This window comes from Pontiella agarivorans (genome assembly GCF_034531395.1).
Lineage (GTDB): Bacteria > Verrucomicrobiota > Kiritimatiellia > Kiritimatiellales > Pontiellaceae > Pontiella > Pontiella agarivorans.
Map to the genome: position 1 here is coordinate 497,978 of NZ_JARVCO010000002.1, position 13,563 is coordinate 511,540.

Here is a 13,563-nt window from a genome sequence, read left to right on the forward strand (position 1 = left end):
TCTACCTGTGTTTCAATTTCAGCTCTTCGGCGGCGGCATTCAGCCGTCTGTCTTTGGTGAAGAGTTTCACGTTACCCAGTTTGCAGGAGGCCAGTAGGTGAATATCGATCAGGCCGATGCCCAGTCCGTGTAACTTATGTTTTTCGATGAAAAACAGTACTTCATCATCTTCCGCCTTTTTTATACGGGGCAGGGCGTGGAGCAGTGAAATAATCTCCTGACGGTTTTTCAGGTTCCCGCAGGCCAGCTCTCCGATGACGAACGGATGGATTGCCGCTTCACCATCATTCAGCAAAGCGGTCAGTTTTTCATTCCCGGAATTCAGGTGATCAATCCATATGGACGTATCGACCAGAACCATCAGGCGGCACTCCGGCTGCGCGGCACCGGTTTAAGATCTTTTTCCGTTCCGCCCAGCGCGGCCAGACGGCGTGCGCTTTCCTGCGCAATCAGCGCTTCCAGCCCTTTACGAACCAACGTGGTCTTTTCCTTGATACCCGTCAAACGCGCCGCTTCCGCCATGATTTCGTCATCAATATTTAATGTCGTTTTCATATGGCGATATATGGACTAAATGGATGGGGGTGTCGAGGCGGAAGTGGGACAGGCATTCTGCCTGTCAATTCGCGCAAAGGAGCTCAATTTCGGCAGACAGGCTGGACTATCCCATCATACCGATCCTCCGAAATATTCAGTCGAGCCGGGAATATGCCAATATCCTTTAAACTTTCTGATCATTTGAGCATCCGCTTAATGCGCCTCAAGCCAGTTGTTGCCGGTTCCGGATTCGACGAGGATGGGGATTTCCATGGGGATGGCGGAGCGCATTTTTTCTTCGATGAGGGGGATGAGTTCGTCGGCCTCATCGAGGGCGAGGTCGAAGACGAGTTCGTCGTGGACCTGCAGCAGGAGTTTGGTTTGGGTCTGCTTTTCTTCGAGCATTTTCTGGATGGCGATCATGGCGATTTTGATCATGTCGGCGGCGGTGCCCTGAATGGGGGCGTTGATGGCATTGCGTTCGGCGCCGGAACGGACCATCTGGTTTTTGGCGTTGATGTCGCGGATGTAGCGGCGTCGGCCGGTGATGGTTTCGACATATTCATGCTGTTGTGCAAATTCGATGGTTTTGTCGAGGTAGTCCTGCACGCCGGGATAGTTGGCGCGATACTGCTCGATAATTTCCTGCGCTTCTTTGCGCGAAATGCCGAGGCGCTGGGAGAGGCCGAAGGCGGATATGCCGTAGATGATGCCGAAGTTGACCATCTTGGCCTTGGAGCGCATTTCGCGGGTGACGTCGTTTTTATCAACGCCGAATACGCGCGCGGCGGTGGCGGTGTGAATGTCTTCGCCGTGGATGAAGGCGTCGCGGAGACCCTGGTCGCCGGAGAGTTCGGCCATGATGCGCAGTTCGATCTGGGAATAGTCGGAGGCGAGCAGGGTAAAGCCGTCACGCGGGATAAAGGCGCGGCGGATTTCGCGGCCCTCTTCGGTGCGGATGGGAATATTCTGCAGGTTGGGATTTACGGATGAGAGCCGGCCGGTGGTGGTGATGGCCTGGCTGAAGGTGGTGTGTAATCTTCCCGTCTCTGGAAAAACCTCTTTGGGCAGGGCATCGACGTAGGTGGATTTGAGTTTGGTCAGACCGCGGTAGTCGAGCACCATGCGGGCGATCTCGTGTTCACGGGCGAGTTCAGAGAGGACTTCCTCGTTGGTTTTATACTGCCCGGTTTTGGTTTTTTTCGGTTTTTCGACGAGTTGCAGAACATCGAATAAAACTTCACCGAGCTGTTTAGGGGAGTTGAGGTTGAATTCCATGCCGGCCTTGGTGTAGATGCCGGTTTCCAGGGTCTGGATTTTTTCGCCGAGTGTGGATGTATATTTTTCCAGGTTGGACACATCGAGGTTGATGCCGTTGTATTCCATCTGCGCGAGTACGGGAAGGAGCGGGGTTTCGATTTCGTAGAAGACGCGTTCCTGTCCGCGCTCTTTGAGCATCGGTTTGAGTTTGTGCCAGAGCTGCAGAGTGATGTCGGCATCTTCGCAGGCATATTCGCAGAGCTGGTCGGGGTCGACATCGCGCATGGATTTCTGTTCCGACTTTTTCTCGCCGATGAGGGCTCCGATCGGGACGGGGGAATAGTTGAGCAGTGATTCGGCGAGGTGATCCATATTGTGCTTCTGGTCGGGATCGATGAGGTAGTGGGCGAGCATGGTGTCGAGCAGTTCTCCTTTCACTGCGATGCCGTTCCACTTCAGGACGCTGATATCATATTTGAGGTTCTGGCCGACTTTGCGTACATCGGGATTTCCAAGGATTGGAAGAAAGGGTTCGAGAGCGAGCTTCATCTGCTCGGTGTCCGGGGGCAGGGTGACGAACCAGGCCTCGCCGGGTTCGATGCAGAACGAAATGCCGATCAGTTCGGCGGTGCGAACGTCGAGGCCGGTGGTTTCGGTATCGAAACAGATTTCCAGGACCCCGGAGAGTTTTTCAGCCAGCGCGGTGCGTTCGGCGGCGGTGGTGACGAGGTGGTATTTATGTTTGACCTCCCGGATGGTTTTGAAGCCCGGTGCAGGTTCGGTCATTTCGGGCTGCTCGGCGGCGGCGAATTCAAAGAGATCGCCCTGACCGCTGGAGGCGGCCGCCACGGCGACGGAGGAGGGCGTGGGAGATTCGCCGAAGAGGCGTTTGATCAGCGATTTGAATTCAAGTTCGGTGAAAAGCAGTTTCAGGGCATCATCGTTGCGCTCACCGATGATGAGGCTGTCAGGATCTTCCTTGACTGGGACATCGCACTTAATGGTGACGAGGCGTTTGGAGAGCAGGGCCTGGTTTTTGTTGGCTTCGACTTTTTCCTTCTGCTTGCCCTTCAGCTGATCGGTGTTTTCCAGCAGATTTTCGACCGAGCCGAACTGCTTGATCAGTTTGACGGCGGTTTTGGGGCCGATGCCCGGAACGCCGGGGATGTTGTCGGCGGTATCGCCGGCGAGCCCGAGGATATCAATGACCTGTTCGATGTTGGAGATATCCCACTGTTCGAGGATTTTTTTGACGTCAAGCAACTCGGCGTCGCCGCCGCTGCGGCCGGGTTTGAGCATGAAGGTATGTTCGTCGACGAGCTGGGCATAGTCTTTATCGGGCGTGACCATGTAGGTTTCGTAACCCTCTTTTTCGGCCTGCCGGGCCAGAGTGCCGATCACATCGTCGGCTTCGAAACCGGGATATTCGAGCATCGGAATGTTGAAGGCTTTGAGCAGGGTTTTGATGCGCGGGATGGCGGTGCGGATACCTTCGGGGGTTTCGTCGCGGGTGGCCTTGTATTCCGGATATTCGTCATGCCGGAAGGTGGGGCCGGAGGCGTCGAGGGCGACGGCGATGTGGGTCGGTTCGTAGGTGTGGATGAGGTCGAGCAGGGTGTTGATAAAGCCGAATACGGCGGAGGTGTTTTCCCCTTTGGAGTTGATGCGCGGGTTGCGGATGAAGCCGAAATAGGCGCGGAAAATGATGGCCATGCCGTCGATGAGGAAGAGTTTTTTGTCCATATTAAATCCTTTTTAAACCACTGATTTGCACTAATCATCACTAATCCGGCTGTGCGGAAAAGATAATTCGTTGAGACTAGTGAAGATTTGTGGTCGCGTCCCCGCCTTTTTCATTAATTTTCACCTTTGCCTATCGGTGCGGGTTTCGCTAGATTCCCCGTTCATTTTTTGAACAAAACTGGGTGTTAACTGAATTATATTTCAAACGAAACGGAGATGTTTAGATGAGAAAGAAGATTATTGCCGGTAACTGGAAAATGAATAAAACCGTCGAAGAGGCGATCGAGCTGGCCAATGGCGTGAAGCGCGAGCTGGCCGACTGCACCGAAGTTGATGTGGTGCTCTGCCCTCCGTTCACTGCGATTAAATCGGTGAGCGATATTGTTTCCGAAACGCAGATCGCGGTCGGTTCCCAGAATATGTCTTCGGAAGACGAAGGCGCGTACACCGGCGAAATCTGCCACAGCATGCTGAAAGAGCTGTTCGTGCGCTACGTGATTCTCGGCCACAGTGAACGCCGCGAGTATTATAAAGAAACCGACGAGTGGATTAATAAGAAGGTGATTAAAGCCCTCGAAAAGAATCTCCGCCCGATCCTCTGCGTGGGTGAAACCCTCGAAGACCGTGAATCCGGCAGCACCGAAAAGGTGGTTGAAGTGCAGGTTCGTGAAGGCCTGAAAAACGTTGCGGCCGATGCGTACACGGAACTGGTAATTGCCTATGAGCCCGTCTGGGCGATCGGTACCGGTAAAGTGGCTACGGCCGAGCAGGCCCAGGAAGTTCATGCCTTTATCCGTGCAACGGTTAAAGATATGGTCGGTGAAGAAGCGGCCAATGCGGTTCGCATTCAGTACGGCGGATCCATGAAACCGGGTAATGCTCCGGAACTGCTGGCGCAGCCGGACATCGACGGCGGCTTGATCGGCGGCGCTGCGCTTGACGCAGAATCGTTCGCCGGAATCGTTAAAGCCGGAATGTAATTCGCGGCGGTGCCGCGTGGTTGAAGGTCTGAACGTCGAAGATCGAATGCTTTTCAGCTTTGATTTTCGATCTTCGGCCGGAAGACCTTAGACCAAGTAGGAATAAAGGAAAAATTATGTTAGTTCTTAAGGCGCTTTTGATTGTTGTTCTGGTTCTCAGCTGTCTGTTGCTGATCGGCCTGGTGTTGTTGCAGAAATCGAAGAGTGAAGGACTGGGACTGGCGTTCGGCGCCGGAGCCGGCGAATCGCTGTTCGGTGCGCGTGCAGGTAACGTTCTGTCCAAAGCAACGGTGGTTCTCGGCATTGTGTTCATGGGTACGACGCTCGCGCTGGGCGTTATGTTTGCCCAGAAAGACAAGACGCTGATGGACAGTGTGAAGAGTGAACCGGTGCAGCCGGCGGCTGTTCAGGCTGCTCCGATTCAGGGACTGGATACCGGTGCTGCAGAAGCGCAGCCGGCTGCGGCTGTTCCGCAGGGCGACCCTTCAGCACCCGTTGCAGAATAATACAGGTTAAGTGCCTTTCTGAATGGCATTCAGGCCTCCAGTAATTAGACTCCTCCTGGCCGTATCGACGGTTATTGCGGGGAGTTTTCTGCTTTTCGGGTGCGGTGGAAAAGAAGGCCGCTTCCCGGTAAAGCCCGGCGAGACGGTGCAGTATGGTCAGACGTCGCGTATTCGCGGATTGGATCCGGGGATCAGCGGCGAGGTTTCTTCGTCGATGGCCATTTCCAAGCTGTATGAAGGCCTGCTCGAATACGACTATCTGGCCCGGCCGTATAAAGTGATTCCCGCGTTGGCGGAGTCGGTGCCGGAGGTTTCCGAAGACGGACTGGTGTATACTTTCACCATTCGGAAGGGGATTTATTTTCATGACAATCCCTGTTTTCCGGACGGCAAAGGGCGCGAGCTCAACGCCCGGGATTTTGTCTATTCATTTAAGCGCGTGGCTGATGTGAAAAATGCATCGTCCGGGTTCTGGGTATTCAATAACCGCATTAAAGGAATTGATGCTTTTCATGATGCTTCAAAGGGCGAGGAACCAACGGATTATTCGATGGATGTGGAGGGGTTGCAGGCGCTCGATGACTATACCCTGCAAATTACGCTGCTCGAACCCTACCCGCAGCTGCTTTATATCCTGGCTATGCATTATGCTTTTGTGGTTCCGCACGAGGCGGTGGAATTTTACGGCAAAGAATTTGTGAATAATCCGGTGGGCACGGGGCCGTATGAGCTGGTGGAATGGCGGCGGAATTCCCGTATTGAATTTTACCGCAGTCCGAAATGGGCGGAGACCGGCCGCGTGGAGCGGTATCCGTCGAAAGGTACTCCGGAACAGGTGGCGGCGGGGCTGTTGAAAGATGCCGGGAAACCGATACCGTTTAATGACCGGGTGGTTCAGTTTGTTATCGATGATGCGACCACCTCCTGGATGATGTTTCTCGCCGGACAGCTCGGGGCGTCCTCGATTTCGCCCGATAACTGGGATGCGGTGGTGATGCCGGACAAAAGCCTGAGTTCATCGCTGTCGGGTCGGGGCATTGAGCTGATTTCCTCTCCGTATACTGCCGTCTATTATTTAGGATTCAACTGGGATGATCCGGTGGTGGGCGAAGTGGATGATCCGGCGCAGAATTTGCGAAACCGCAAACTGCGTCAGGCGCTCAGCTGTGCCTATGAGTTTGATGTGATGAACCAGTTTATGAATAACCGGCTCTATCCCGTGGAGGGGCCGATTCCATCACCGCTGGCCGGTGAACTGAAGGAGCCGTCGCCCTATCGGTTTAATTTGGAAAAGGCGAAACGGCTGCTGGCCGAGGCTGGCTATCCGGGCGGCATTAATCCCAAAACAGGGAAGCGGCTCGAGATTAATATTGAAATGGGCAGTGCGGATGCAAACACACGTCAATCCACGGCGCTGCTGGCGGATATGTTTGAAAAAATCGGCGTGGTGTTGAAGGCCAACTATAACACCTGGCCGGCGTTCATCGAGAAAATGAACCGCAGGCAGGCGCAGACATTCCGCCTGGCGTGGGTGGCCGATTATCCTGATGCGGAAAATTTCCTGCAGCTTTTCTACAGTAAAAATGAGTCGCCCGGACCGAATCATTCCAACTATCGGAATGCCGAAATCGACCGGCTGTACGAGAAAGTCCGTATTATGCCCGATTCTCCGGAACGCACTGCGCTTTATGAAAAGATGTCGCGCATTATCGTGGAGGATGCCCCCTGGATTTTCCAATTTCAGCCGATGAGTTTTGCGGTAAAGCACCGCTGGATTGAAAACTATATTCCGCATGATTATCCGTACGGCATGGGAAAATACCGGCGGAGCAATCCCGAAATCCGTAAGGCCTGGATGGAATCGTACGGCGATAAAAAACTCGATATGACGGGGCAGGAGTGACGGATGTTTAAGTATATCCTCAAACGTGTCCTGCAGATGATCCCGACTGTAATCGGGGTGATCCTGCTGACTTTCATTCTCTTCAATGTGGTGGGCGGCGACCTGGCCGCCATTGCACTGGGTAAAAAGGTCTCGCTGCAGACGCTGGAAAGTTTTGATGAACAGCGCGGGCTGAACAAACCGCTCTTTTTCGGGACCCGGGCGAAAACGCGCGCCTATGAAGATCAGGATTTGAGTGAAGGGGCGGGGCGATGGCGCAGCTGGTCGAATGCTGTTTATTCCGCAGAAAGCGGCATTGTGACGCTGCAGCCCGGTGCAGCCGTCGACCCGATTGCATTTGAGCTGGATGCGGATGAGGATTATGTCTGGACGATCCGCTATCGCGGGGAGGGTGTGCTGGCGGGGCGGAAGCTCGCTTCCAACGATTGGAAAAAGGAAAATGTACGTTTTTCCGGTGGCGAAGATGGCGGTTTCCAGACGTTGGAAAAGCCACTGGAGTTCCGGGTGTTGAAGCTGCGAAAGATCAACCGGAATCCGTTTGATTCGCAACTGACGTTTTATATCCGTCAGCTGTTGCGCGGCGATCTTGGATTTTCGGAAGGCTTTAAACAGCCGGTGGCAAAGCTGCTGCGCGACGGGGTGCTTCCGTCACTCTCCCTGACGATTCCCATCTTTATTATCGGCATCGTGGTATCGATCAGCCTGTCACTGGTCTGTGCTTATTTTCGCGATACGTTTATCGACCGTTTTCTGGTGATTTTCTCCGTGGCACTGATGAGTATCAACTATTTGGTGTTTATCGTGGCGGGGCAGTATTTCTTTGCCTACAAGCTGGGTTGGTTCCCGGTGTGGGGGTATGAGTCGGCCCGATATCTTTTCCTGCCGGTACTCATCGGTGTAATCAGCGGGCTGGGATCGAATATCCGTTTTTACCGGACAATTATGCTGGATGAAATGTACAAGGATTATGTCCGCACCGCGTTTGCCAAAGGGGTGTCGAAACCGCGCGTACTTTTTGTGCATGTGCTGAAAAATGCCATGATTCCGATCATCACGAATGTGGTGATTGCGATTCCGTTCCTTTATACCGGCTCGTTGCTGCTGGAAAGCTTTTTCGGAATTCCGGGGCTTGGCTATCTGAGTATCAATGCCATTCTTTCGGCGGATATTGATGTGGTCCGGGCGATCGTGCTGATCGGCGCGCTGCTGTTCGTGGTTTCGAATCTTCTGACGGACATCTGTTATGCGGCGGCTGATCCGCGCGTAAAACTGAAATAAAAACAATGGCTGAAAAATCGAACAGTTTATGGGGCGATGCCTGGCGGCGGTTGAAAAAGAACCGGATCGCCATGGTCTGTCTCGGCCTGGTGGTTGTGTTCACGGTTTTGGCGATTTACGGCGAGATCGTCTATCAGGTATATGAGTTCCGCGACGTTACGCCGGCCTATCAGAAGACGAATCTGGATGTGCAGTTCCAGCCGCCGAGCGCCGAGCATTGGATGGGAACCGACGGGTTGGGACGTGATGTGATGTCGCGGCTGATTCAGGGGGTGAGTATTGCCTATAAAGTCGGCATTATTACATCGCTCATCGCCATTCCGATCGGGGTGTTTTTTGGCTGTATTGCCGGATATTTCGGCGGAAAAGTAGACGATTTTGTGGTCTGGCTCTATTCCACCTTTGCTTCGATGCCGGGGCTGCTTTTTATTCTGGCCATTGCCATGGTGGTCGGAAAGGGATTGCTCGGAATTTATCTGGGCATCGGGCTGACGACATGGGTCGGCATCTGCCGCCTGATCCGCGGGGAGGTCATGAAGCATAAGGAACAGACGTATGTGCAGGCCGCCAAAGCGCTGGGCCTGAGTTCCGGACGGATCATGTTTAAGCATATTCTGCCGAATATTTCCCATGTGATCATTGTGACCTTTTCACTGCGTTTTCCGGCGGCGGTCGGCACCGAGGTGTTTCTCAGTTTTCTGGGGATCGGGGTGCAGGATCAGCCGTCGTGGGGGCTGATGATCAACAATGCCCGCATGCGTCTCTGGCAGGGGATGTGGTGGGAAATGACTTTTGTGACGATTGCTCTGTTTCTGCTGGTGCTGGCCTTTAACCTGTTAGGCGACGCATTGCGCGACGCTCTGGATCCGCGACTTAATGACTGATTCAAAATCCATCATAGAAGTAAGAGAGCTCAGCGTCCATTTCGGGCATGGCGATGAGCTGGTGAAGGCCGTCGACGGTGTATCGTTTTCCATTGCGCACGGAGAAACGCTGGCGCTGGTCGGTGAATCGGGCAGCGGTAAAAGTATCAGTGCACTGTCGCTGACCCGGCTGGCTCCGCGCCAGGCGGTTTATGCCGGCGGCGAGGTTTTATTCGGCGGTCAGAATATGCTGGATCTCGATGATGCTGAACTGCGGAAAATCCGGGGGCGTCAGATTTCGTATATTTTCCAGGAGCCGATGGTTTCCTTTAATCCGGTGTTTACCATCGGCTGGCAGATCGAAGAGGCGCTGAAGCTGCATCGTAAAGACGTGGACCGGAAGTCTGAAATTGCGCGCCTGCTGGAGCTGGTGCATCTTCCGGCCCGGATGGACAGGGCTTATCCGCATGAGATGAGCGGTGGTCAGCTGCAGCGCTGTATGATTGCCATGGCGCTGGCGTGTTCGCCGGAACTGCTGGTGGCCGACGAGCCGACAACGGCGCTGGATGTGACGGTCCAGCGTGAAATTCTTAATCTGTTAAAAGAGCTGAGTGACAAGGTGGGGCTCTCAACGCTGATGATTACGCATAACCTGGGTATTGTTTCCGATCTCGCGGATCGCGTCTGCGTGATGCAGAAAGGAATGATTGTTGAGGAGGGTAAAACCCGCCAGGTGCTTGACGATCCGCAGCATGACTACACCAAACAATTAATGGCCGCCGTGCCGCGCCTGCGTCCGAAGAAATAATAATGGAAAATCTGCTGACAGTCGAAAAGTTGAACGTCATCTATGGCAAAGGTGCAGAGGCGGTCCATGCCGTCAAAGAGGTGACCTTTCATATCAAACCGGGTGAAATTTTCGGTCTGGTGGGGGAAAGCGGATGCGGGAAAAGTTCGCTCGGAAAAGCGATTATCCGCATTACGGACCCGACGTCGGGAACGATCGATTTCAAAGGAATTGATGTGGCTTCTTTGAAGGGAAAAGCGCTGAAAACCTATCGCCAGGAAGTGCAGATGGTTTTTCAGGATCCCTATGGATCGCTGAATCCGCGTATGAAAGTCGGCCATGCGATTGTGGATGTGCTGAACGTTCATAAAATCGGGGCAAATACTGCTGAACGGCGCGAGCGGGTGACGGAACTGTTTGAAGCGGTGGGGCTCAATCCGGCCTGGGCATGGCGATATCCTCATGAATTTTCCGGGGGGCAGCGCCAGCGGATCTGTATTGCCCGGGCGCTGGCGCTGAATCCGGATCTGGTGGTTGCGGATGAGCCGGTTTCTGCGCTGGATGTTTCGGTGCAGGCCGAAATCCTGGAATTGCTTCAGGAACTGCGGGAGAAGCGCGGGCTGGCTTTTCTGTTTGTGAGTCATGATCTTGCGGTGGTTCGCAATGTCTGTGACCGTGTGGCTGTGATGTATGACGGTGAGATTGTGGAAATGGGCGGTGTTGAGGCGGTGATCGATCAGCCGCAGCACGAATATACGCAGAAACTGCTTTCTGCGGTTCCCGCGTTTTAGTCTTCGGCCTTTTTCTCTTCCGCCGAATTCAGTTCTTCCAGAGCCTGGAACGCGGCAAGGCGTTCGCCCTCGCGTTTACTGCTGGCTTTGGCATGCCATTTTTTTCCACAGGCCGAAACTTCGATGGTGAAAACGCGGTCATGTTCAGGGCCTTCGGCCTCGATGGTTTCATATTCCGGAATGGAATGACCATGGCTTTGGGCATATTCCTGCAGGGCGCCTTTGGGATTGGTTTTCACGGGGGCGGACTGCAGTTTTCCAAGTTCCGGAACAAAGACCTTTTTGAAAATTTTGTTGGTGGCTTTGGCGCCGCCGTCGACCCAGGCCGCTCCGATAATCGCTTCTACGGCATCGGCTAAATTGGAGGCCCGTTCCGCACCGCCGTTTTTGCGTTCGCCGACCCCCAGGCGGATGAATTCGCTGATGCCTATTTTTGCGCCGATCTGCGCGAGTTTTCGGTCCTGCGTCAGCCGGCTGCGCAGTTTGGACATATCGCCTTCGCGCGCGTCGGGGTTGTGGTCGAAAAGATATTCGGCGGCCATCAGGCTGAGCACCGCATCGCCCAGATATTCGAGTCGCTGGTTGTCATCCTCGGTTTCTGGATTTTCATAGCGGAAGGACGGATGCGTGAGGGCCAGTTCGAGTACGGCTTTCTTTTTGAAGCGATAGCCGATGGCCTGTTCCAGGGTTTTGTAGGGGGAAAGGATCAAAACGGTGCCGCCGTTCCGATTTTGGTGTTAATGGCTGCTTCGGCAATGGAGCGGCCGTCGATGAGTTTGGGCTGCAGGCGCGGACGCCAGTGACGGCGTCGACTGCGGATCAGCAACCGGTGTCCGGGAAAAAATTCAAACAGGGCGAGCAGTTTGCTGAACGGAAGAAACAGGACGGCCAGCGTGCTGAGTGTTTTGTATGATTTTTCGATGGCCGGGGAAACCTGTTCCGGAATCAGCCAGCAGGGAGCGGGCAGGACGGATTTTTGAAAAAAGGTGCCGATGGCTGATGCTGTTTCGAGCAGTGCGTTGGAATAGGTGATTGTTTCGGGGACGTCGAACCCGTCTTTCAGCCGGTCAAACAGTTCGTTGGCTTTATAGCCGTTCCGTACGGCACCGCGCGCTGTGGGGTTGAAGCCGGAAAGTTGACGCAGCAGCGCAGTCAGGCTGAACGGGGCGCGTTTGGTTTCTGCGATCACCACCCAGCCGTCGTTGCGCAGGACGCGGTGACATTCGCGGATGAAGGCATAATCATCGTCAATATATTTAAGCGCATCCACAAGCACGAGGCGGTCGAAAGACTGATCTTCGAAGGGCAGCTTTCCCTCTTGGATATAGTCTGCGTTTTCGGACCGTGTGTGTTTCAGGGCGTCGGCCGCCTGCCGGGTGGCGGCAATGGTTTTCCAGCTGCCGCCAAGGGTGCGTAAACGGCTGCTTATCGCACCATCGCCTTCGCTGATTTCCAGACATTGGAACGAGGAAACGCTGCCCAATGCACTGGTGATGCGGTTGTAGTTGAGGGTACGGCGGGCGGAACGGCTGAGGAGCCGGTCCTGCCAATCGCGTATTTTTTGGTCCAGTTGAGAGTCGGTCATAGGCAGGGAAATATAAAAATGCAGGGGAGTCTGTTAAAGACTAATCACACCCGAAATGCCGGTTGAGGTTGTTTCGGCAACCCGCACCGGAAGAACCGCGTTCTGCTGATCTTCCGAACAGGCGAATTCTGCAGGGATATAATGCCGGGTATATCCGCTTCCGATACCGTCTTTTACGCGCTCAACAAGCACCTCCGCTTCCAGTCCCTGGAACTGGCGATGATAGTTCAGGGCCATGGTTTCGCCCAGTTCACGCAGTTTTTCGCTGCGTTCCATGGCGATGGCGCCGTTGATCTGATGGCCCATTTTGGCGGCCATGGTTTTAGGGCGGGGCGAATAGGTGAAGACGTGCATCTGCGAAAATCCGACTTTTTTACAGAATGCGTAGGATTCTTCGAAGTAGGTATCGGTTTCGCCGGGGAAGCCGACGATGACGTCGGTGGTGAAGGCGGGGTTATCGAGTGCGGCACGGGCGCGGAGGACTGCGTCGTAATATTCTTCCGCCGTGTAGCCGCGACGCATGGCGTGCAGAACGGCGTCGGAACCGGACTGCAGGGAGAGGTGGAGGTGCGGCATAATATTACTGTGGGCGGACCATACCTCCAGCAGCTCGTCGGTCAGTTCGCCGGGATGCAGGCTGGAGAGCCGGATTCTTCCGATGTTCGGAAGGTTTACGAGGTTGCGCAGCATTTCGGCAAGCGAAGAGCCGCGGCCTCGGCCGTAGAGACCGACGCTGACGCCGGTGACGACAATTTCGCGGTAACCGGCCTCGGTGAGTGCGCTGGCTTCGCGTACGGCATCCGCGATGGCTTTATCGCGAGGTTCTTTACGAAGTTGGGGAATGATGCAGAAGGAACAGCCGATGTCGCAACCGTCCTGAACTTTCAGGAAGGCACGGGTGTGGTCGCCGAAACGGGAAATGGTGAAGGTGTCCGTTTCGAGGTTTTCCATTTCGTGTTTTTCGGGCATGGCCAGCTCGTTGAGCTGCTGGTCAAGGCGCTGGATCCAGTCGGCCCCGGCGGGGACGCGGAATACGGGGTCCTGACCGACGTCGGTGAGCTCGATATCGGCGGCGCAGCCGGTCACAAATACGTGAGCGAGCGGATTGTTCCGCTGCATTTTACGAATCGTCTGGCGCGATTTCTGGGCGGCTGCAGCGGTCACGCCGCAGGTGTGTACAACAATGATGTCGCCGTCGTCGGACTGTTCCGCCTTTTTCAGGCCGTATCGTTCGAGCAATTGCTCGATCTGCTGGGCATCATACTGATTGACTTTGCAGCCGAGGACGTTAACGAAATAGGTTTGTAATGTATTCATGATAATCACTGTG

At 54.5% G+C, this 13,563-nt stretch carries 13 protein-coding genes; 7 read left to right on the plus strand and 6 right to left on the minus strand.

The window, feature by feature from the left end; all coding sequences use genetic code 11:
• Nucleotide 1: 1 nt before the first annotated feature.
• The 3 genes from P9H32_RS02110 to polA all read right to left on the minus strand — a co-directional run bounded on the left by P9H32_RS02110 (nt 2) and on the right by polA (nt 3,540).
• The gene (locus P9H32_RS02110; RefSeq protein WP_322607208.1) at nt 2-361 is read right to left on the minus strand and encodes a type II toxin-antitoxin system VapC family toxin; all 360 of its coding nucleotides are present in this window, start codon (nt 359-361) and stop codon (nt 2-4) included.
• A complete protein-coding gene (locus tag P9H32_RS02115) occupies nt 361-555 on the minus strand; it encodes a type II toxin-antitoxin system VapB family antitoxin (RefSeq protein ID WP_322607209.1) in 195 nt (64 codons plus the stop codon). The genes P9H32_RS02110 and P9H32_RS02115 overlap by 1 nt, the downstream gene beginning before the upstream one ends.
• Before the next feature lie 195 nt (nt 556-750).
• Nucleotides 751-3,540 (minus strand): DNA polymerase I, encoded by a 2,790-nt coding sequence (gene polA, locus P9H32_RS02120; protein WP_322607210.1) that lies wholly within the window; start codon nt 3,538-3,540, stop codon nt 751-753.
• 224 nt (nt 3,541-3,764) lie between these two features.
• Between polA and tpiA the strand changes: the two genes are divergently transcribed.
• The 7 genes from tpiA (at nt 3,765) to P9H32_RS02155 (ending at nt 10,648) form a co-directional block, all read left to right on the plus strand.
• A complete protein-coding gene (gene tpiA / locus P9H32_RS02125) occupies nt 3,765-4,520 on the plus strand; it encodes a triose-phosphate isomerase (RefSeq protein ID WP_322607211.1) in 756 nt (251 codons plus the stop codon).
• 116 nt (nt 4,521-4,636) lie between these two features.
• Entirely contained in the window at nt 4,637-5,026 is a 390-nt protein-coding gene (secG, locus tag P9H32_RS02130; RefSeq protein WP_322607212.1) for a preprotein translocase subunit SecG, read from the plus strand.
• Between the two features lie 22 nt (nt 5,027-5,048).
• On the plus strand, nt 5,049-6,929 hold the full coding sequence (locus tag P9H32_RS02135; RefSeq protein ID WP_322607213.1) for an ABC transporter substrate-binding protein: 1,881 nt from the start codon (nt 5,049-5,051) through the stop codon (nt 6,927-6,929).
• 3 nt (nt 6,930-6,932) lie between these two features.
• Nucleotides 6,933-8,207, plus strand: coding sequence for an ABC transporter permease (locus P9H32_RS02140; protein WP_322607214.1), 1,275 nt, complete (start codon nt 6,933-6,935; stop codon nt 8,205-8,207).
• Between the two features lie 5 nt (nt 8,208-8,212).
• Nucleotides 8,213-9,091, plus strand: a complete 879-nt coding sequence (locus P9H32_RS02145) for an ABC transporter permease (RefSeq protein WP_322607215.1) — start codon at nt 8,213-8,215, stop codon at nt 9,089-9,091.
• Complete coding sequence (locus P9H32_RS02150; RefSeq protein ID WP_322607216.1) at nt 9,084-9,878, plus strand: ABC transporter ATP-binding protein; 795 nt, start codon at nt 9,084-9,086, stop codon at nt 9,876-9,878. The genes P9H32_RS02145 and P9H32_RS02150 overlap by 8 nt, the downstream gene beginning before the upstream one ends.
• A gap of 2 nt (nt 9,879-9,880) precedes the next feature.
• Nucleotides 9,881-10,648, plus strand: a complete 768-nt coding sequence (locus P9H32_RS02155; protein WP_322607217.1) for an ATP-binding cassette domain-containing protein — start codon at nt 9,881-9,883, stop codon at nt 10,646-10,648.
• Here the strand turns inward: P9H32_RS02155 and rnc are convergent.
• From rnc to mtaB, 3 genes are read right to left on the minus strand one after another with little or no spacing between them, the layout of a single operon-like run.
• Nucleotides 10,645-11,358, minus strand: coding sequence for a ribonuclease III (gene rnc / locus P9H32_RS02160; protein WP_322607218.1), 714 nt, complete (start codon nt 11,356-11,358; stop codon nt 10,645-10,647). The genes P9H32_RS02155 and rnc overlap by 4 nt on opposite strands.
• The gene (locus P9H32_RS02165; RefSeq protein WP_322607219.1) at nt 11,355-12,233 is read right to left on the minus strand and encodes a class I SAM-dependent methyltransferase; all 879 of its coding nucleotides are present in this window, start codon (nt 12,231-12,233) and stop codon (nt 11,355-11,357) included. Before P9H32_RS02165 ends, rnc begins: the two co-directional genes overlap by 4 nt.
• A gap of 33 nt (nt 12,234-12,266) precedes the next feature.
• Complete coding sequence (gene mtaB / locus P9H32_RS02170) at nt 12,267-13,550, minus strand: tRNA (N(6)-L-threonylcarbamoyladenosine(37)-C(2))-methylthiotransferase MtaB (RefSeq protein ID WP_322607220.1); 1,284 nt, start codon at nt 13,548-13,550, stop codon at nt 12,267-12,269.
• Nucleotides 13,551-13,563 lie beyond the last annotated feature (13 nt).